The sequence below is a fragment of the Commensalibacter sp. ESL0382 genome (genome assembly GCF_009725775.1).
GTDB classification, from domain to species: domain Bacteria; phylum Pseudomonadota; class Alphaproteobacteria; order Acetobacterales; family Acetobacteraceae; genus Commensalibacter; species Commensalibacter melissae.
This window is the reverse complement of record NZ_WNII01000011.1, coordinates 49,017-68,246: the sequence shown is the minus strand read 5'-3', so window position 1 is coordinate 68,246 and position 19,230 is coordinate 49,017. Positions and strand designations below refer to the sequence as shown.

Below are 19,230 nucleotides of genomic sequence, written 5' to 3'. Positions count from 1 at the left end.
TATAAGTCTAAAATTTAACCCAATAGATTATATAGCTGCACACCACCTTTATAGATAAGTTCGATAGCAACACTTAAAATAACCAATGCACCGATCCATGCAAGCCATTTATAACGGTTCAATAATTTTGCGATATAGGAAGCAGCCATTCCCATCAAAGTAACGGACAGGAAAATTCCTCCCGCCATTAACCATAAATTGTTTCCTGCAGCACCTGCAACACCCAAAACATTATCGAGACTCATTGAAATATCCGCAATAATGATACTTCTTATGGATTTTTTTAAAGTATTATGAATCGGTGGGGTGATATTGTGTTTATCATGACTGGAATTTTTTATTCCATCGACTATCTCCCAGCAGACCCATAAAAGAAGGAAACCACCGATCAAATTCAGTCCGGGGATCTTTAGGAGATACTGTACAACAAGGGCAAACATTATCCGGATAATTGCGGCCGCTCCCAATCCCCAGAATATTGCTTTCTTTTTCTGGCTTTCGGGCAATCCATTCACCGCCAGACCGATTGCGATGGCATTATCTGCGGCAAGCGTTATATCAAGCAGGATTATCCGAATAAGACCGATAAAAATGGAAAGGATATAATCAAGCATCGGGAATTAATTACTTTCATGATGATTTAACTTAATTTTATTCAAAATAAGGCTGGACGAATTATATAAAATCTATGATATAAACTTTTTTTAAGCTATCGGAAAGAAGAAAGGAAACCAGAGAATGATTCCACGTTATAGCCGTCCTGAAATGACTTCTATATGGGATGCTGAGAATCGTTATCGTATTTGGTTTGAAATTGAAGCTTTGGCTTGTGAAGCAATGTCGAATTATGGGTATATCCCGGCGAATTCAGCAAAAAAAATTCGACAGAATGGGGATCATGCAATGGCCACATTCAATAAAGAGGATGTTCAGGTTATTGATGCAATCGAGGCCAAGGTTCGTCATGATGTTATCGCTTTTTTAACATGGTTGGCAGGAAAAATAGGGGAAGATAGTCGTTTTGTTCACTTGGGAATGACATCTTCGGATGTGTTGGATACATGTCTCTCTGTTCAGTTGACACAAGCTGCTGACCTTTTGATAAAAGATCTTGACCGAGTTCTTGAAGCTCTAAAGATGCAGGCTTATGACCATAAATATACCATGACCATTGGTCGAAGTCATGGGATACATGCAGAACCACTAACCTTTGGTTTGAAATTGGCTGGATATTATGCGGAATTTAAACGGAACAAGGAACGTTTGACCGTTGCCCGTAAGGAAATTGCCATTTGCGCCATATCTGGTGCCGTCGGTACCTATGCGCATATTGATCCACGGATCGAGGCTTATGTCGCCGAACATTTGGGACTGCAAAAGGAACTCGTGTCAACACAGGTTATTCCTCGTGATCGGCATGCTGCCTTTTTTTCAACCTTGGCTATTATTGCAAGTTCTATTGAACGTCTAGCAATCGAGATAAGACATTTGCAACGCTCTGAAGTGCGTGAGGCGGAAGAATATTTCCATCCTGATCAAAAAGGTTCTTCCGCAATGCCTCATAAACGCAATCCCGTTTTATCAGAAAATTTAACAGGATTGGCAAGAATTGTAAGATCACATGTTATTCCAGCACTTGAAAATGTAGCATTGTGGCATGAAAGAGATATCAGTCATTCTTCAGTGGAAAGAATGATTTGTCCTGATGGAACCGTAACTCTTGATTTTGCCTTGAATAGATTGGCAGGGGTAATGGAAAAACTGGTCGTTTATCCTGACCAAATGAAGGCAAATCTTGAAAGTCTTGGAGGTGTTGTTCATTCTGGTGAGGTATTGCTGGTATTGGCCAAGGCAGGTTTATCACGAGAGGCGGCCTATCGTATCGTTCAACGGTGTGCCATGGCTACCTGGACAAAATTGAATACAGCAGATGGAAAAACATTCAGGGAAAATCTGGAAAATGATCCAGAAATTATGGGGAAAATTAGTCCTGAGGTTCTGGATAAAGCCATGGATGGCAGTATGCATACAAAAAATCTTGATTATATTTATGCGAATGTTTTTGGTGAAACCGGGCCTGTACCAGAATAAACATTCTTGAATAAAAGAGCTTGTAAATCCAGTAATTCTCGCAATATTATGGATTTAAGTTCATATAATATTTGCTTGCATTTCAAGTACTTATTATTTCAATTTATTTTAATCACATTGTAAAATTAAGGGACATGATGACCCGTCGGCGAAAAATTTATGAAGGTAAGGCAAAAATTCTTTACGAAGGACCTGAACCTGGAACAATTGTTCAATATTTTAAAGATGATGCAACGGCTGGTAACGGTGCAAAAAAGGGTACAATCACGGGGAAGGGTGTATTGAATAATCGCATAAGCGAATATTTGATGTTGCAGCTTTCTGAAATTAATATACCCACCCATTTTATCCGTCGTTTGAATATGCGGGAACAACTGGTAAAATCTGTTGAGATCATTCCCTTGGAAATTGTGGTCAGAAATGTTGCGGCGGGTAGTATTGTCAAACGTCTGGGATTGGATGAGGGGAAAAAACTTCCCCGTCCCATTGTCGAATATTATTTGAAAAATGATGAACTGAATGATCCACTGGTTCTGGAAGATCATATTACAACATTCAATTGGGCGACCTTGCAGGAAATGGATGAAATCGTAAGTTATACTTTACGTATCAATGATTTTCTCAGAGGATTGTTCGCGGGTATCGGAATCAGGCTGATCGATTTCAAGCTTGAATATGGACGTTTATGGAAAGATGATGAATTTCATATCGTTTTGGCAGATGAAATCTCACCTGATAATTGTCGTTTTTGGGATATGGCAAGTGGTGAAAAACTTGACAAGGATCGCTTCCGTCGTGATCTTGGTAAAGTGGAAGAAGCCTATCAGGAAATCGCCAAGCGATTGAAAATTATTCCTGAAAAAAAATTTGAGGTTATAGAAAGTAGCAATCCGGAGCATATGGAATGAAATTACGTTTGATTATTCAGTTGAAACAGGGTGTTCTCGATCCACAAGGTAAGGCGATTAACCATGCATTGCATAATCTGTCTTTTAATGAAGTAAAAGATGTACGCGTTGGACGTGTAGTTGATCTTGAATTATCTGAAATGTCAGTAAGTGAAGCCAAAAAAAAGGCAACAGAAATGGCTCAAAATTTATTGGCCAATAATGTTATCGAAGATTTTGAAGTCGAGGTTTTATCATGAGTATAGGTAAGAAAATATTATTTACTGTATCCGGTATCGCTTTGTTAATGGCTTGCGCAAATACAACAGTGCAGGCGCAAAGAGTGAGTAAAGTTAAAGCTGCCGATTTTCTGCAATTATGTCAAAGATCGCAGACGGTTAGGGCATGTAATATTTATATTAGCGGTATTGCTGATTCTGTCGCATTTTCAAAAGTCTATGCCAAAAATGAAGGCGATCCCAAGGCACCGGCCGGTTTTTGCATTGATCCCTCCGTATCTGGCAATGAAATGCGTCAAAAAGTTATTGATTATATGAAGGCACATCCAGATCAATTGAACCAGCCAGCAGGAGCGACTGTCTTTAGTGCTTTGCATGAATCTTATCCATGTAAAAACGCATCTGTTGGGGTAAAATAATGAAAATAGGTATCGTTGTTTTTCCAGGTACCAATCGTGAGCGAGATGTTGTGATTGCCTTTGAACAGGTAACGGGTGTAACTCCCGTTATCATTTGGCATCGTGAAACAACTTTACCTTCTTTGGATATGATCGTTTTGCCTGGTGGATTTAGTTATGGGGATTATTTGCGTTGTGGAGCAATGGCGGCGCATTCACCAATAATGAGAGAAATCTGTGATTTTGCGAATAAAGGGGGATATATTCTTGGAATTTGTAATGGTTTTCAGATTTTGACAGAGGCCAAATTACTTCCCGGTGCTTTGCTACCGAATGCAAGCCTGAGATTTTTATCTCGTGATTGTCATTTAAAGATTGAACGAAATGATACCGCTTTTACATGCGGGTGGAATAAAGGTGATGTTTTCAAGACAGCAACTGCGCATGGAGATGGAAATTATTTCTGTGATTCAGAAACCTTAAGACAGCTTGAAGGAGAGGGACAGATTGTCTTCAGATATAGCTCAGCAAATGGAATTGTAAATCCGGAAGATAGACAGTTAAACCCAAATGGCAGCATTTATGCCATAGCTGGTATTGTAAGTTTGAATGGAAGAATCTGTGGAATGATGCCTCACCCTGAAGATATGGTGAATCCCTTAATGGGAAGTGAAGATGGAAAACCTTTATTCCGGGGTATTATGGAGACCTTGGCTTGATGAGTAAGATACAAAAATTGGTTGTAAATGAAGCTTTGGCAAAACAGTTCGGTTTATCTGCTGATGAATATCATAAAGTCTTGTCTATCATGGGGCGTACACCCAGCCTGACCGAATTGGGTATTTTTTCGGTCATGTGGTCAGAACATTGCTCTTATAAATCTTCCCGTGCATGGTTGAAAAATCTTCCGACAAAAGCTCCATGGGTTATTCACGGTCCAGGTGAGAATGCTGGTGTTGTCGATATTGGCGAGGGTTTGGCGGCCGTTTTTAAAATGGAAAGCCATAACCATCCCTCTTTTATTGAACCTTATCAAGGTGCGGCAACAGGTGTTGGCGGTATCTTGCGTGATGTTTTTACCATGGGTGCACGACCGGTTGCCAACCTGAACGCTCTAAGATTTGGTAGTCCCGACAATCCCCAGACTCGTCATATTGTGGATGGAGTGGTTCGGGGTATCGGGGGATATGGAAATTGTGTAGGAGTTCCTACGGTCGGTGGTGAAGTCAATTTTCATGAAAGTTATAACGGCAATCCGCTTGTCAATGCAATGACGGTTGGAATTGCAAGAAAAGACCGTATATTTTTATCAGCTGCAGCTGGGGTAGGTAACCCTGTAATTTATGTTGGTTCCAAAACGGGTCGTGATGGCATTCATGGGGCAACAATGGCTTCTGCGGAATTTGATGAGGATTCAGCATCAAGGCGACCTACCGTCCAGGTTGGAGATCCATTTGTTGAAAAATTGCTGATTGAGGCCTGTCTAGAATTAATGGCAACGGATGCCATTGTTGCCATCCAAGATATGGGCGCTGCTGGTCTGACCTCATCGGCTGTGGAAATGGCCGGAAAAGGTGGTGTCGGTATTGAGCTGAATTTGGATCACGTTCCGCAACGTGAAGACCAGATGACAGCATATGAAATGATGCTTTCCGAAAGTCAGGAAAGAATGCTGATGGTCTTGCGTGCAGATCGAACGGAGATTGCCAAGCAAATTTTTGAAAAATGGGAGTTGGATTTTGCCATTATTGGACATCTGACAGATACGGGTTGTATTGTTATCAAACATAATAACCAGACAGAAGCTGATATTCCCCTTGCACCCTTGGCTGATGAGGCACCACTTTATAAACGACCATCCTCCAATTATCCTGCACCACAACCTATCGCGCCTTTAAATATTACTATCGATATTGAAAAATCCGTTATAAAATTGCTGGGTTGTGCCGATTTGGCGTCCCGTTCCTGGATATGGGATCAATATGACAGCACGATTGGCGGTCAGACAGTCTATCGTCCAGGACAAGGTGATGCAGCGGTGGTAAAGGTTGATGGTCATCATTTAGGTCTTGCGTTAACAACAGACTGTACACCCCGTTACTGTCAAGCCGATGCATATCAGGGTGGAGCACAGGCTGTTGCCGAAGCATGGCGCAACATTACCGCAGTAGGTGCCAAACCACTGGCAATAACCGATAATTTAAATTTTGGTAATCCGGAAAAACCTGAAATAATGGGACAGATTATTGCTGCTATTGAAGGTATGAAAGATGCCTGTAACGCACTAGATTTTCCTGTTGTCAGTGGAAATGTTTCACTTTACAATGAAACACGTAATGCACAAAATGAAAATGTTTCAGTATTGCCTACACCTGCCATTGGTGGTTTAGGTGTTATTGAAGATATTTCAAAATCAGTGGGTAACGCTTTACAGAAAAATTACAAACTTGTTCTAATCGGTAAGACGGAAGGTCATTTGGGTCAAACGCTATGGCTCAGGGAAATTATGGGACAAGAGGCAGGTTACCCACCACCTGTTGATTTAAATACCGAACGTCTCAATGGTGATTTTGTTCGCACCATTATTAACCAGGGACTAGTTACAGCTTGTCATGATGTATCTGATGGTGGTCTTCTTATTTCAATTGCTGAAATGGCAATGGCAGGAAATACCGGTTGCACGCTTGATGTTCCTGAAAGTGGTATGCGACCAGAAGCCTATTGGTTTGGTGAAGATCAGGGACGTTATATTGTCATGACTTCCGATGCCGATTTAATGATATCAAAAGCAAAAGAACAGGGTGTTGCTGCAAGATTAATAGGGTATACTGGTGGGGATAGCCTTGTCATGCCATCAGGTGCCATGATTACAATTGCAAGAATGAAAGCTGCGTCCAAGTCCTTCTTTGAAAATTTAATGAAAGTTTAAAGATGAATATTTCAGAAATTAAAGATCGCTTAGTCGAAGTATTTCCTGATGCTATTATTGATGTTGGTGCATTGAAAAATGATGGAAGACATTTCTATTGCAAGATCAGCGCTAAAGAATTTGATGGATTGAGCAAAGTTCAGCAACATCAGCTTGTCTATAAGGCATTGGAAAATTATATGGATAAAGATTTACATGCCTTGGCTTTACAAACGTCTGTGTTAAAATAATCTAATCAAGGAATTATACAATAAATGAGTAATCCGTTATTTCAACAAATCCAAAAAGAAATTGATAACAATCCTGTTGTTCTTTTCATGAAGGGTACAGCAGACTTTCCTAGTTGCGGTTTTTCTGCAAAAGTGGTTCATATTCTTTCTGATATGGGCGTTTCATTCAAGGATGTAAATATTCTTGAAAATGATGAATTAAGGCAGGGATTAAAGGAGTTTTCCAGTTGGCCAACTTTTCCTCAGCTTTATGTCAAGGGAAAGCTTGTCGGTGGTTGTGATATTGTTCGCGAGATGTATGCCACTGGCGAATTGAAAACCCTTTTTCAGGATGAAAATATTATCAGCAAGTAAATAGTAGAATTTTTACAACGCAAGAATAAAAATTCTATTTTATTTCTTTTTATTCTTGCTAAATTATCCTTTAATGTGTTTCTTGATATCTAGGTTGGTATTTGGTTTAAGGGTCTGGGATAATGATAAAAAATGTAAAAAAAACTTTTTATTGGGTTTTAGGGGTTACAATATTAGGATGTTCAACGCCTTCTTTTGTTAAGGCACAACATATTGTTACGGAATCGGAAGCTGGTAAGTTAACCCTTGCATCCCTTACGGCTGCACCTATAGTGCATCATTACCGTCCTGTCAAACGTTCTGTGAGAAAATCAAGACATCCAATGCTAAGGAATGTTGCCTATCACACGAGTTCAAAAAAAAGTTATTCGTCATTGGTTCATAAAATTTCCTATAGACAAAGAAATCTAGGAAAAATGAGGGTAAGAAATGTTTTATATAATGTTTCATCCCATAAAAAATCTAAAGCTCGTCGTCATCGCAGCTAATAAGCGGTAATATTTTCAAGACGTTCAATTCGATTTTGAGAATCTAGTATAATATAATCAAATTGAACATTGTTGATATTATTCAAGTTATATGTTTCAAGATAACAATTCGCGGAATTAATCAATCTTAGTTTTTGTCTATTGGTAAGAGCGAAAAGAGCTTTTCGCAAGGTTTTTCTTTTTTTACTTCCACAAACAATATATAGTCAGCACGTTGTGCAATTAAATCAATTTCTCCAAATGGACAGCGGTATCTTTGATTCAATATGTTCCAGTCAAGTTTTTTTAAATAGATCGCTACTTTTTCTTCAGCAAATAATCCAGCAGAATAGTTTTTATTGGTGAAAGAATAAGAATTAAAATCGTTTTGACGATTACTAAATTTGATCATAATTAAAGCATAACATAATTAAAATAGAATAAAAATATATGTTGTTAATTATTTGGAATGGAATTTTATGACTGCCTTTTATACTTATCTGTTTTTTATTGATGTCAAGCAAGATTGGGTAATGGCGGTTCTAAGATTATTTTTATTAATAGTGGTTACATATCATGTTTTGAAACATGTGAGAGATACCAAAGCTGCGATAGGATGGATCGGATTCTCGTGGATAATGCCAATTACGGGTTTTATTCTGTATTTTATGTTTGGTATAAATCGTGTTACCCGAAAGGCACAAAAATTGGCCACACACAGGCCTTGGCATCATAAATTTACCAAAAGCAATTTTAATTATACAGTTCAAGGTCATTTTTATCCATTGGCTAAAGTTGTAGAAAGCTTTACACAAAGGGCATTATTAAAGGGAAATAATATTGATATATATCATAATGGGGATGAAGCCTATCCCGTTATGCTGGAATCAATAAATTCTGCAAAAAGTTGCGTTTTCTTATCCTCTTATATTCTTAAAAGTGATGATATTGGCAGGAAATTTGCCGATGCAATAATCAGGGCACATGAAAGGGGCGCTGTTGTCCGTGTACTTGTCGATGGAATAGGTAGCGGTTATTTCTATTGTCCCATTGCCAAATATTTAAAAGCTCATGGCGTTCGTATAGACAGGTTTATGCATACATTTCTTCCCTGGAAAATGGCATTTATAAACCTAAGAACTCATAAGAAGATTTTGGTGGTAGATGGAAAGATTGGGTTTATAGGAGGTTTAAATATCGCTGCTGTAAATGTGTTATCAAAATGCCCTAAAAATCCGGTTTCAGACACTCATTTTAGGGTAAAAGGCGCCATTGTTCATGAATTAACCGAAGCTTTTTTGCAGGACTGGTTTTTTATTACATCGGAAAAGCTGGATGATGAAAAATTTTTTCCAGAAGTGAAAGAGGAGGGAGATATGGTATGTCGCATTATAACCGCTGGTCCTGATTCAGATATGGAAAAAATCAAATATACAATGATGCAGGCAATAAGTTTGGCGCGTAAATCAATAAGGATTATGACCCCTTACTTTTTGCCAGATGACCGTTTTCTATCATTGTTATGTATGGCTGCCATTCGAGGGGTGGAAATTGATATAATTACCCCTGAACAAAGCAATCAGTTTTTGGTTGATTGGGCCAGAAACATAAACAATAAATTACCCTTACGTTATGGATGTAAAATCTGGTTGGCCAAACCCCCTTTCAATCATTCCAAACTGATGGTTATTGACCGTTTATGGTCCTTTGTTGGTAGTTCAAATATTGACATGCGCAGTTTAAGATTGAATTTTGAAATCAATATGGAAGTTTATCATGAAAAATTTTCAGAAAAAATCGACGATTTCATTATATTGCATAGAAACAAGCCATTAAAATTAAAAGAGCTTGAAAAAAGATTCTTCCTGGTAAAATTAAGAGATGCTACCACTCGATTGCTGCTTCCATATTTATAAGACTGGACGCAGTATCACCATTATTGGATGATGATCGGATGTAAATCTGGATAAAACCTGACTTGCAATACACTCCATACCCTTGATCAAGCAACGATCGAGACGAATTGGCACAAGATTGGCCATTTTATGTGTTGGTTCATTGGGCCCAACATCTCTGAATCCATGTAATAATGCGGGACCAATCTGGTTAAAGTCACCTAAAACTGCAGCGTGATCAGGTAGAATACCGGCAAGAGCCTGTAATTGTTTACGGTTCAATATCTGACCATGGGATAGGTGGACATTAGCTATCCAGAAATTTCCATAATCGATCAATTGGGCAACACGTTTGATTAACGTGCCTCGGGGTAAATCGCAAATCGTGGGTGGCGAAAAAAATGGGTAAGGACTCCAGCAAGCAACACCATGAATTCTGCCAGGTAATGGAAAACGACTGTAATAACCACCAACAAGATCGGGTAAAATATTAATTTCCTCTGTTGCTTCCTGCATTAACAATAAATCAGGTTTGTGATTATTGATCAAATAAGCAACGTCATATGGGGATGCTCCAATTTTTCTTAACAAATTCCAGCTGATAATTTTCATTTGAGAAAATATTTTAGGAATGTTAGAAATTTTGTAATGTGGCGTAATTGAAAGGGTCATGAATTGATATTCTTGGATAGTTATCTGATAATATAATTAATATTACTACCTATTTCTGATCCAACAAATTTAAGAATTAATCTTTGTTTTTCAATATATAAGAATTTTAGTAACATTTTTGGGATAATTAATTATCGATAACAATTACTAATTGGCAAATATTATAAAGTATGAATTTCAATTATTGCTAACAGTATTTAAATATAAAAATATGACGAATCTTTATAAAATGATTTTTCAGAAAGTAAAAGATTTTTTATCAAAAAGGTTAAAGCATGTCTTATATATCATCTGAAGAATTGGCCGTTTCCTATGGATGGAAAATTTTGTCAACATTTTTGGTCCAAATAGGTAGACAGACATACTCATTACCCGAGAAAGGTGTGTTTGTAAATGATCCGCTCGCACGGGGATCGACAGTTATATATCCTTCAGTTGAGGCTATGCGTCGTTCGGAAAAAGGTAAGTATGAACATGAAACGCTTTATGGAGCAATGGGTTCACCAAATCAGCATCAGCTTGAGCAAGTTATAGCCCAAATTGAAGGAGGATCACATTGTCAAGTAGTATCATCGGGTTTGGCAGCTTGTACTATACCTCTATTAGGTTTTTTATCGTCAGGTGATCATTGTTTGATAATTGACAGTATCTATGGGCCAACCAAACGGTTTGCAGAGACTGTTTTGGAAAAATTTGGAGTTAAAATCAGCTACTACCCCGCTGATTGTAATCTTGATGAAATTGAAACCTATATTCAAAACAATACGAAATTAATATTTACGGAAAGTCCCGGTAGTCATAGTTTTGAAATTCAGAATATTGCCGGTACGGCTGAAATAGCTCATAGATATGGAGCTAAACTAATATTAGACAATACATGGGGAATAGGTATATTTAAGCCCTTCGAGCATGGAGTGGATATATCTGTTCAGGCATTAACAAAATATGCCAATGGTCATTCAGATTTAGTACTTGGTGCCATTACAGTTAAATGTGATGATGACTGGCATATTTTAAGGGATTATGCTGTCGCCATGGGAGAGGTGGCAGCACCAGATGTATGCTGGTTAACATTGCGTGGGTTGAGAACTATGGCAGCGCGACTCGAAAAACAATCAGTGACCGGATTAAAAATTGCACAATGGTGCAGTCGGCAACCTTATGTTGAACGGGTTCTTCATCCCGCATTGCCAAGTTGTTATGGGCATGAATTTTGGAAACGAGATTTTACAGGTGCAAGCAGTGTATTTGGAGTGGTTTTCAAAAAAAATATTATTTTGCAAAAAGTTATTGAAATGATTAATCATCTTAAATTTTTTTCAATTGGTGCTTCTTGGGGGGGATATGAAAGTCTGGTTTTACTCACTGATGGAGAGATAAGAAGGAAATATAAAAGCAGAACTTTAACTGGTTCGGCTTGTAGGTTTCATATCGGTTTAGAAAATGAAAATGATTTGATTGAAGATTTAAAACAAGCTTTTGATAAAACGTTAAAGTAGATTACGTTTTCGATAGGACAACGCTTCAGTAATACTGGAAATATCAATTTCATCCTTTTCTGAAAGATCTGCGATTGTAAGAGCCACCCTCAATAATCTTGTGATGCCTCGGGCAGAAAGGCGTAATTGCATTGAAGCTTTTTCTACTATTTCCGCCACGGAGTCAGATAAAGATATTTGATTATTATTTAATTCACAATTTAAATTTTTCTGTCTTTCAAATTGTTTTTCTCTGGCTTTTTTAACACGTTTTGCAACTTTTACACTTTTTTCACCATTCGGTATGGAAACGATATCGCGTGGTGGTATCGGTTCAATATAGGTAACAATATCGATACGATCCAATAATGGACCAGAAATCTTACGAGTATATTCTTCACCACAGCGGGGGACACGATGACACTCACGTTCTGTATCGCCCATATATCCACATCGACAGGGATTCATTGCGGCAATTAATTGAAATTTCGCAGGGAAAGTTATATGATTCATCGCTCTGGCAATAGATATTTTACCATTTTCAAGCGGTTGTCTTAATGCTTCAAGACTGTTCCTCGTAAATTCAGGAAATTCATCCAAAAATAATATTCCATGATGAGCCAAGCTTATTTCACCCGGTTTCACTTTTATTCCTCCTCCAGTTAATGAAACTTGACTGGCAGAATGATGCGGGTTTCGAAAGGGAGGTTGTCTGATAGGGACAGAACCGTTTAATAATCCCGCAGCACTATAAATACGAGTAACCTCTAAAGATTGTTGTGCGGTTAAATCAGGTAAAATGCTGGGCAATCTTGTTGCAAGCATGGATTTGCCAGATCCTGGCGGCCCAATCATTAACATTGAATGCCCACCTGAAGCGGCAATTTCCAGGGCACGTTTTGCACTTTCCATACCTTTGATATCAAACAAATCATAATCATGGGAGGTTTTTGGAGACTGTAACATTTTAGGAGGCGTTAAAATCTGTTTTCCCAAAAAATGCTGGATGATAGAAAGCAGATCGGGAGCAGCAATTATATCTATATCTCCACCCAATAGGGCTTCGCTTCCTTGTATGGCTGGACAAATCAAACCTTTTTCTTGAGAAACAGCTCCAATAGTTGCTGAAATTACATTGTTGACAGCACTAATTTTTCCATCAAGTGATAATTCGCCAACAGCTGCATAATTCAATAACATTCCTTCAGGAATAATATCCAAAGCGACCAACAGTCCCAATGCAATAGGCAAATCATAATGAGTGCCCTCTTTAATAATATCGGCTGGAGAAAGATTTATCAAAATCCGTTTCGGTGGTAAGGCTATACCCATTGAGATAAGGGCGGCCTTAACCCGTTCACGGGATTCAGTCACGGCCTTATCAGCCAGGCCAACAATTGTAAATGCGGGTAAGCCTCGAGAAATTTGAACCTGAATTTCCACAGAAATAGGATCAATACCAGAAAAGGCAAAAGTTGATATTCTGGTTATTGCCATTATAGAATATGGATCCTGACTTTAAAATTTTAATTAATTATAACTCATTTGGACGATAAAGGATTCGAGCCCTGATCGTTCCCTCAAGATTGCGTAAGGCTCGCAAAATTTCAATATCAATTTCCTTATCCCCATCGGTTGTTGCCTCAATGACAACATAACCCACTTCACCATCCGTCTGTAAATATTGAGCGGAAATATTGGCGTTGATCTTGGTAAATATGTTGTTAATTTTTTGCATAATGCCAGGAATGTTTTGATGAACATGCATATATCGTGTGCCCTTTAAACGGATTGGCAACTGAACCTCTGGAAAATTTACGGCACTTAGGGTTGAACCGACATCCGAATATTCAATAAACTTATTTCCTACTTCCCGACCAATTCGTTCTTGCGCCTCGATTGTGGATCCACCTATATGAGGTGTTAGGATAACATTATCCAATCCGCGTAATGGTGAAGTGAATTCCTCACCTTTAACTTTGGGTTCTACAGGAAATACATCAATTGCCGCACCTAAAAGATGATTGGATTTCAATGCTTGTACAAGGGCATCAATATCAACAACCTGTCCTCTAGCGTTATTGATAAGAAATGAACCGGGTTTCATCAAGGCTATCTCTTTTTCGCCTATCAGATTGATAGTGCCTTTATTATGAGGCACATGCAGGCTAACAATGTCACTTATTTGTAAAAGATCTTTCAATGACTGGACAGGACGCGCATTTCCATGACTTAACTTATCAACTATGTCATAATATATAACCTGTAATCCAAAAGATTCGGCTAAAATTGATAATTGTGATCCGATGGATCCATATCCCACAATTCCTAAAGTTTTGCCTCTTACCTCCCAGCTGTTTATACTGCTTTTGTCCCAGAGTCCTTTATGACATTCGGATGAGCGAACAAAAATGCGCCTTAACAGCATGACGATTTCACCCATTACCAATTCCGCCACCGAACGGGTATTGCTGAAGGGGGCATTAAAAACAGGAATACCCAGATTGCGTGCAGCATTAAGATCAACTTGATTTGTGCCGATACAAAAACATCCAATAGCAATCAGTTTATCGGCCTCATCCAAGATTTCTTTGGTTAATTGTGTACGGGAGCGAATACCGATTAAATGTACACCTTTGATCGCTTTTTTTAAAGCATCGCCCTCCAAGGCTGTTTTAAGATAGGTAATGTTGTTATACCCATTCTTTTTTAATAAATCGACGGCACTTTGATGAACACCTTCTAATAAAAGAATATGAATTTTGTCTTTGGGTAATGATAGATTTGAATTCATTAATTTTCTCTTTAATATATAGAAACTAAAAATTTAAAATTTTGATAACGTCCTGTTTTAAGCCTGGATCACCCAAAGCTAGCACAGATTTATTATTGTTTTGAAGAGATAGGGAATTTCCATTCCAGTCGGTTATTGATCCTCCGGCTCCTTTTATGATTGGAACCAAGGCCGCCCAATCCCAAATTTTATTGCCATATTCAATTATGAGGTCAATTTGACCCAATGCCAATAAACCATACGCGTAACAATCTCCACCCCAGCTCATTCTCTTGATTTTTTTGCACAATGATTTCCAGCGGGTGTTTGGAGAATGATCAAGGATTTCAGGTGCAGTGCAAGAACCTTCGGCTATGGAAAGGTCAATACATTTTCTTGTACCTATATGACCACCAAATTCTGAAATAAATTGGCTTTCATACCCTTCAAGACCAATCCAGCGCTCTTTGAGTATCGGTTGGTCAATGATTCCCAATACAGGATTACCCTCATACAATAAGGCGATTAATATTCCAAATAAGGGACGGCCTGTTATAAAAGCTCTGGTTCCATCAATTGGATCTATAACCCATTGAAATTTGGAATTTATATTATCTGATCCATATTCCTCCCCAATAATTCCAAAACCGGGTGTTTCTTGTTTTAGGATTTGCCGGATTGTTTGTTCAGCTTCACGATCGGCTTTTGTTACGGGGGATTCATCAAATTTGTCATCTACATGAATTGAATGTCTAAAATAGGGACAAATAACTTTTTGTGCCTCTTGAAGGGCATGTTCAGCAATCTGAAGATAAGAATTTAAATTCTTCACTATATTTTCCTGATTAGACAATAGGTGATAAGGGTAAAAAATTAATTGATTTATAATTTTAACATTAAAATTGTTGGAGTATAAAGACTATAAAACCTATTATTTGAAATCAATAAAATTTAATATATTATAATTTTTCAAAAATCATTTTTTGGGGTAAGCATAGTTGCAATTTATTACATATGCAAATGGTTCTTTATTTTAGTTTTTTTATTTTTGTCCTGAAGGAGGATTATTGCCTGTCAGAGAATTCAGATATGCAATAACATCCGCCCGATCCTTATTAGATGAAAGACCACCATAAGCCATTAGAGTAGCGGGAGCAAAAGCGAGTGGTTTGGCAAGCCATTTATTTAGATTTTCCACTGTCCAGTATTCGTTTTCATGAATTTTAAGCGAGGAAGAGTAATTAAAGTTTGGACTGGAGGCAATTTTTTTATTTTTGATATTAAAAAGTGAAGGCCCTATTTTATCAGGTTCACCCTGTCTGAAACTGTGGCATACTCCGCATTGTTGTGAGGCAATGATTTTTCCTTTGCCTATATCGGCGGTTTTGAGATCAATGGTTTCTTGATTTTCACTAGCATATACTGATGATGTAAGCGGTGAGTAAGGAATCAGGATCTTACTTATCAACCAGCTACCAAACAATATTTCACAGGATATGACACAAGCTGCAGCTATACGGTTCCAGTCAAAACTATCCATTTTATTTTTCTTTGGTTTCTTGAACAACAACTATGATTATTAAATTGATTATAGAATAAAAGCTTATTATTAATAATACAACATAAAGAAAAACTGATATATATATTATTTATAGAGAATTGTTGATGAAGCCTGCTTTGATCCTTATTCCAACACGATTGGCCTCAACTCGACTGCCACGAAAATCCCTGGTTGATATCGGTGGAAAACCTATGATAGTCAGGGTGATGGAACAGGCTTTAAAAACGAAAATCGGACCAGTGGTTGTAGCTTCAGGTGACAGGGAAATTTCGGAGATTGTCAGGGAGAACGGGGGCAGGGCAATTGATACGGATCCAAATCTTTTATCTGGTTCAGACCGAATTTATCAGGCGCTATCCTTACTGCGGGAATATGATCACATTGATACGATTATCAATGTTCAGGGCGATTTACCCCTCATTGATCCATCAGATATTTGTAAATCAATGATACCGCTGAAGTATTCTGGAATAGATATCGGAACCTTAATAGCTCCCGTGAAAAATGAATTTGAAAAGACGGCTTTTTCCGTAGTAAAGGTGGCTTGCAGTTTTATTGAGGATTTATTATTTGCGAAGGCTCTGTATTTTTCTCGTGCAACAATTCCATGGGGAAAGGGTCCATTATGGCATCATGTCGGTATTTATGCATATACGCGAAAATCTCTCAACCGTTTTATAAACTTGCCTCAATCTTTACTTGAGAAACGAGAAAAACTCGAGCAATTGAGAGCTTTGGAAGCTGGAATGAATATTGGTTGTGCTGTAATAGATGAAGCGCCATTGGGAATTGATACACCAGACGATCTTGAACGGATAAGAAAACGAATTATTTAATAGGATTATTTTATGACTGCCAAAATTATTGCCTTTCAGGGTCGACCAGGTGCCTATTCGGATATGGCCTGTCGTTCGGCAAGGCGGGGATGGGTAACGTTACCTTGTGAAAATTTTATTGAAACGATAAAAGCTGTGCAGTCTGGAAAGGCTGAACAAGCCATGTTGCCATGCGAAAATAATTTAGTTGGAAGAGTGCCTGATATTCATAATCTTTTGCCTTCTTCGGGACTTTTTATTGTTGGTGAGCATTTCCAAAGGATTGAACATTGTCTAATAGGTATCAAGAATGCAAAAATTTCTGATATCAAAAGGGTTCACACACATCCGGTGGCAATGGGGCAGGTTTCGGAAATAATCAATGATTTGTCGCTTGAACGGATAACAGAATTTGATACAGCAGGTGCTGCTGAAATTATAGCAAAAATGAATAACAGGGAAGATGCGGCAATTGCATCGGAACTTGCGGCAGAATTGAATGGGCTGGATGTATTAAGATACAATGTTGAAAATGAAAATTATAATACAACCCGCTTTTATATCGTTTCACGTGAGAAGAAAATTCCAACGCAACGTGAAAACATGATGACGACTGTTTTATTTAAAACGAAAAATATTCCATCCGCCCTTTACAAGGCATTGGGAGGTTTTGCGACAAATAATGTAAATATGACACGTTTGGAAAGCTGTATGGATAAAGGGGGGTTTGTTGCAACCAAATTTTTGGTTGATGTGGAAGGACATGTTCACAATGACCCGTTAAATCAGGCCTTGAATGAACTGAAATTTTATTCAGATGATTATGTTCTTTTGGGGGTGTATCCTGCTTCACAATATCGTCAGAGTGTATAGTCCATATATAATTTTATAAAATTTTGATACACTTATTTAATATATAATTGAATATCAATGATTGATAAGGAATAATGACAACATGAGTATATGGTTTGAAGGTTCAATCACGGCATTAATTACCCCGATGAAACAGGATGGTTCACTGGATATTCCTACTTTTGAAAAATTTGTGGATTGGCAGATCCAGGAGGGGACTTCTGTACTGGCTCCCGTTGGTACAACAGGGGAAAGTCCAACTTTATCTCATGAAGAACATCGGAAAATTGTTGAAGTGGCGGTCAAGGTTGCAAATGGTAGGGTTCCAGTTTTGGCAGGAGCCGGATCAAATAGTACATCTGAAGCTATTGAAATGGTTAAATTTGCAAAAGAAATTGGCGCGACAGCTGCTTTGGTCGTAACACCTTATTATAACAAACCAACCCAGGAAGGATTGTATTGTCATTATATGTCAATTGTAGAGGCGACGGAATTTCCTGTTTATATCTATAATATACCAGCCCGCTCAGTAATTGACATGTCTGTGGAGACTATGGCAAGACTTGCAGAAAATCCCTATATTGTTGGTGTCAAAGATGCGACGGCTAATCTTGTCCGACCCATTCAGGTAAGACGGGCGGTTAAAAAGAATTTTAACCAGTTGTCGGGGGAAGATGGTACCGCGATTTCATTTTTGGCCGCTGGTGGTGATGGTTGTATCAGTGTGACGGCTAATATTGCACCAAAATTATGCGCAGAAATGCAACAGGCCTGGAAGGATGGTCATATTGCCAATGCAATGGCTATGCAGGATCGTTTGTCTGTTTTACATGATGCCCTTTTTATTGAGAGCAATCCAGGCCCCGTTAAATTTGCAGCGTCCGTTTTGGGGTTGGCAGGAGAGACTTGCCGTTTACCGCTTGCGCCTGTTGCGGAGAAAACGCGGATTAGGGTTAAAGAGGCATTGGAAAAAGTGGGATTATTGGGTTAAATGGCGGAAAAAAAGAAAAATTCTCTAATCTCTTTTGGAAACGTGGCAAAAAACCGTAAAGCCACGTTCAACTATTCCATTGTTGATAAGGTGGAAGCGGGTTTAATGTTAAAGGGTCCGGAAGTAAAAAGTTTGCGTTTAGGACGGGCCACGATTAACGAGGCCCATGCAGGGGAAAGGGAAGGGGAAATATGGCTTTTCAATAGCTATATTCCTGAATATCAGGGCGGATTTTTTTCAAAATTTGATCCACGCGCCCCCAGGAAACTGCTACTTCATAAAAAACAAATTTTTAAATTGCTAGGGGCTATAAGTAGGAATGGTATGACATTGGTTCCACTGGATATTTTTTTTAACAGCCGGGGGATAGCCAAGGTAACACTAGGTCTAGGTCAGGGTAAGAAAAAAGCGGATAAACGTCAGGCAATAGCTGATCGTGACTGGAAACGTGATCAGGCAAGATTATTAAGGAGTAAATTTTAACATTATCCTTTTGACAAAAAAAGAATTACGATTAATCATTAAGTATGTGAAAGGCTGAAGAGAAACTGAATATAAATTTATGAATTAATTGATTTATCCACAATTATTTATGCTA

General features: G+C 38.2%; 22 protein-coding genes. 15 read left to right on the top strand and 7 right to left on the bottom strand.

Annotated elements, in window-relative coordinates:
* Positions 1–14: 14 nt before the first annotated feature.
* Complete coding sequence (locus tag GM552_RS04550) at positions 15–614, bottom strand: YjbE family putative metal transport protein (protein WP_155565473.1); 600 nt, start codon at positions 612–614, stop codon at positions 15–17.
* A gap of 124 nt (positions 615–738) precedes the next feature.
* Between GM552_RS04550 and purB the strand changes: the two genes are divergently transcribed.
* From purB to GM552_RS04505, 9 genes are all read left to right on the top strand, one after another.
* A complete protein-coding gene (gene purB / locus GM552_RS04545) occupies positions 739–2,091 on the top strand; it encodes an adenylosuccinate lyase (RefSeq protein WP_155565472.1) in 1,353 nt (450 codons plus the stop codon).
* Positions 2,092–2,228: 137 nt separating this feature from the next.
* Entirely contained in the window at positions 2,229–2,999 is a 771-nt protein-coding gene (purC, locus tag GM552_RS04540) for a phosphoribosylaminoimidazolesuccinocarboxamide synthase (RefSeq protein ID WP_155565929.1), read from the top strand.
* Positions 2,996–3,238, top strand: coding sequence for a phosphoribosylformylglycinamidine synthase subunit PurS (gene purS, locus GM552_RS04535; RefSeq protein WP_155565471.1), 243 nt, complete (start codon positions 2,996–2,998; stop codon positions 3,236–3,238). The genes purC and purS overlap by 4 nt, the downstream gene beginning before the upstream one ends.
* Positions 3,235–3,636, top strand: a complete 402-nt coding sequence (locus GM552_RS04530; RefSeq protein ID WP_155565470.1) for a Rap1a/Tai family immunity protein — start codon at positions 3,235–3,237, stop codon at positions 3,634–3,636. Before purS ends, GM552_RS04530 begins: the two co-directional genes overlap by 4 nt.
* A complete protein-coding gene (gene purQ, locus GM552_RS04525; RefSeq protein ID WP_155565469.1) occupies positions 3,636–4,334 on the top strand; it encodes a phosphoribosylformylglycinamidine synthase subunit PurQ in 699 nt (232 codons plus the stop codon). Before GM552_RS04530 ends, purQ begins: the two co-directional genes overlap by 1 nt.
* Positions 4,334–6,544, top strand: coding sequence for a phosphoribosylformylglycinamidine synthase subunit PurL (gene purL, locus GM552_RS04520; protein ID WP_155565468.1), 2,211 nt, complete (start codon positions 4,334–4,336; stop codon positions 6,542–6,544). The genes purQ and purL overlap by 1 nt, the downstream gene beginning before the upstream one ends.
* 2 nt (positions 6,545–6,546) lie before the next feature.
* Positions 6,547–6,774, top strand: a complete 228-nt coding sequence (locus tag GM552_RS04515) for a BolA/IbaG family iron-sulfur metabolism protein (RefSeq protein ID WP_110438007.1) — start codon at positions 6,547–6,549, stop codon at positions 6,772–6,774.
* 24 nt (positions 6,775–6,798) lie between these two features.
* Complete coding sequence (gene grxD / locus GM552_RS04510) at positions 6,799–7,128, top strand: Grx4 family monothiol glutaredoxin (RefSeq protein ID WP_155565467.1); 330 nt, start codon at positions 6,799–6,801, stop codon at positions 7,126–7,128.
* A 122-nt stretch (positions 7,129–7,250) separates the two neighbouring features.
* On the top strand, positions 7,251–7,616 hold the full coding sequence (locus GM552_RS04505; RefSeq protein WP_155565466.1) for a hypothetical protein: 366 nt from the start codon (positions 7,251–7,253) through the stop codon (positions 7,614–7,616).
* A gap of 127 nt (positions 7,617–7,743) precedes the next feature.
* Here the strand turns inward: GM552_RS04505 and GM552_RS04500 are convergent, their stop codons facing one another.
* The gene (locus GM552_RS04500) at positions 7,744–8,007 is read right to left on the bottom strand and encodes a YraN family protein (protein WP_155565465.1); all 264 of its coding nucleotides are present in this window, start codon (positions 8,005–8,007) and stop codon (positions 7,744–7,746) included.
* A gap of 67 nt (positions 8,008–8,074) precedes the next feature.
* Here GM552_RS04500 and cls point away from each other — a divergent pair, with 67 nt between their 5' ends.
* Positions 8,075–9,511: a cardiolipin synthase gene (gene cls, locus GM552_RS04495; protein ID WP_155565464.1), complete on the top strand. Its 1,437-nt coding sequence runs from the start codon at positions 8,075–8,077 to the stop codon at positions 9,509–9,511.
* Here cls and GM552_RS04490 read toward each other — a convergent pair.
* The gene (locus GM552_RS04490) at positions 9,506–10,162 is read right to left on the bottom strand and encodes an endonuclease/exonuclease/phosphatase family protein (protein WP_155565463.1); all 657 of its coding nucleotides are present in this window, start codon (positions 10,160–10,162) and stop codon (positions 9,506–9,508) included. The two genes, cls and GM552_RS04490, sit on opposite strands and share 6 nt — an antisense overlap.
* Before the next feature lie 275 nt (positions 10,163–10,437).
* Here GM552_RS04490 and metC point away from each other — a divergent pair, with 275 nt between their 5' ends.
* Positions 10,438–11,661, top strand: coding sequence for a cystathionine beta-lyase (gene metC, locus GM552_RS04485; RefSeq protein WP_155565462.1), 1,224 nt, complete (start codon positions 10,438–10,440; stop codon positions 11,659–11,661).
* On the opposite strand, the gene GM552_RS04480 is transcribed toward metC, so the two are convergent.
* The 4 genes from GM552_RS04480 to GM552_RS04465 form a co-directional block, all read right to left on the bottom strand.
* Positions 11,653–13,137, bottom strand: a complete 1,485-nt coding sequence (locus GM552_RS04480) for a YifB family Mg chelatase-like AAA ATPase (protein ID WP_155565461.1) — start codon at positions 13,135–13,137, stop codon at positions 11,653–11,655. The two genes, metC and GM552_RS04480, sit on opposite strands and share 9 nt — an antisense overlap.
* 37 nt (positions 13,138–13,174) lie before the next feature.
* Positions 13,175–14,434, bottom strand: a complete 1,260-nt coding sequence (serA, locus tag GM552_RS04475) for a phosphoglycerate dehydrogenase (protein WP_155565460.1) — start codon at positions 14,432–14,434, stop codon at positions 13,175–13,177.
* Between the two features lie 25 nt (positions 14,435–14,459).
* Positions 14,460–15,245 (bottom strand): inositol monophosphatase family protein, encoded by a 786-nt coding sequence (locus tag GM552_RS04470; protein ID WP_370533593.1) that lies wholly within the window; start codon positions 15,243–15,245, stop codon positions 14,460–14,462.
* Positions 15,246–15,455: 210 nt separating this feature from the next.
* Positions 15,456–15,953: a cytochrome c family protein gene (locus GM552_RS04465; RefSeq protein ID WP_155565458.1), complete on the bottom strand. Its 498-nt coding sequence runs from the start codon at positions 15,951–15,953 to the stop codon at positions 15,456–15,458.
* Between the two features lie 125 nt (positions 15,954–16,078).
* Here GM552_RS04465 and GM552_RS04460 point away from each other — a divergent pair, with 125 nt between their 5' ends.
* The 4 genes from GM552_RS04460 to smpB all read left to right on the top strand — a co-directional run bounded on the left by GM552_RS04460 (position 16,079) and on the right by smpB (position 19,115).
* Positions 16,079–16,810, top strand: a complete 732-nt coding sequence (locus GM552_RS04460; protein WP_155565457.1) for a 3-deoxy-manno-octulosonate cytidylyltransferase — start codon at positions 16,079–16,081, stop codon at positions 16,808–16,810.
* Positions 16,811–16,822: 12 nt separating this feature from the next.
* On the top strand, positions 16,823–17,662 hold the full coding sequence (locus GM552_RS04455) for a prephenate dehydratase (RefSeq protein ID WP_155565456.1): 840 nt from the start codon (positions 16,823–16,825) through the stop codon (positions 17,660–17,662).
* A gap of 82 nt (positions 17,663–17,744) precedes the next feature.
* Complete coding sequence (gene dapA / locus GM552_RS04450) at positions 17,745–18,632, top strand: 4-hydroxy-tetrahydrodipicolinate synthase (protein WP_122123581.1); 888 nt, start codon at positions 17,745–17,747, stop codon at positions 18,630–18,632.
* Positions 18,633–19,115: an SsrA-binding protein SmpB gene (smpB, locus tag GM552_RS04445; RefSeq protein WP_155565455.1), complete on the top strand. Its 483-nt coding sequence runs from the start codon at positions 18,633–18,635 to the stop codon at positions 19,113–19,115.
* Positions 19,116–19,230: the final 115 nt, after the last annotated feature.